The sequence below is a fragment of the Oleiphilus sp. HI0132 genome, from assembly GCF_001635845.1.
Genome location: NZ_LWGJ01001384.1, coordinates 1 through 606, shown reverse-complemented (window position 1 = coordinate 606; position 606 = coordinate 1). Strand labels below are relative to the sequence as shown.

Sequence of the window (606 nt, the reverse complement as noted above, 5' to 3'; positions counted from 1 at the left end):
TTTCATCAATATTTTGTTTGATGAGTTGCAATACTTCGCTTTGTCTCTTGGTGAGCTTTAGCATGCCGTGTAGTCCGTTAGGTTGAGTTAATGTTTATCTGTGTGAATAACCAGTACCTGTAAATGTATACAGTAAAATGTATTTTGTAAATGTTTTGGAAAGAACTTTTCCATATATTTTATTGAAAGCCATTTTTTACCCATGCATGATGTAGCGAAATTGCACAGTAAAAGGCGGGCGAAAACTTGAATCTATCGACAAATAAAATAAATACCATCTTCCACAAAACTTCTACTTTGCTTCTTACGAGTGCTTTAATGCTTAGTAGTGGCAATGCCCTCGCGAGTGTTGAAGGTGAGTTAGGTTTTCAAGCGCGTACCTTTGTGGAAGAGGGGCTTGCCGATCAGAGTCAATTTCAAAGCTCCCTAAGCGGGCAGATAGAATTCGATACATCATTAGGGCAAGGAGACTTTGTTGCCAAGGTGTTTGGTCGTTACGACTTTGAGGATGATGAGCGCACTCATTTTGACTTACGCGAAGCGCTCTGGACCTACTATGGCGATTCCTGGGAGTTGCAAGCGGGTGTCGGTAAGGTGTTTTGGGGT

The 606-nt window shown here is 41.4% G+C and carries 1 pseudogene; it reads left to right on the top strand.

Going from position 1 to position 606, the window contains the following annotated elements:
• Window positions 1-318: 318 nt before the first annotated feature.
• Window positions 319-606, top strand: a pseudogene (locus tag A3766_RS21255) (hypothetical protein); the annotation flags it as partial.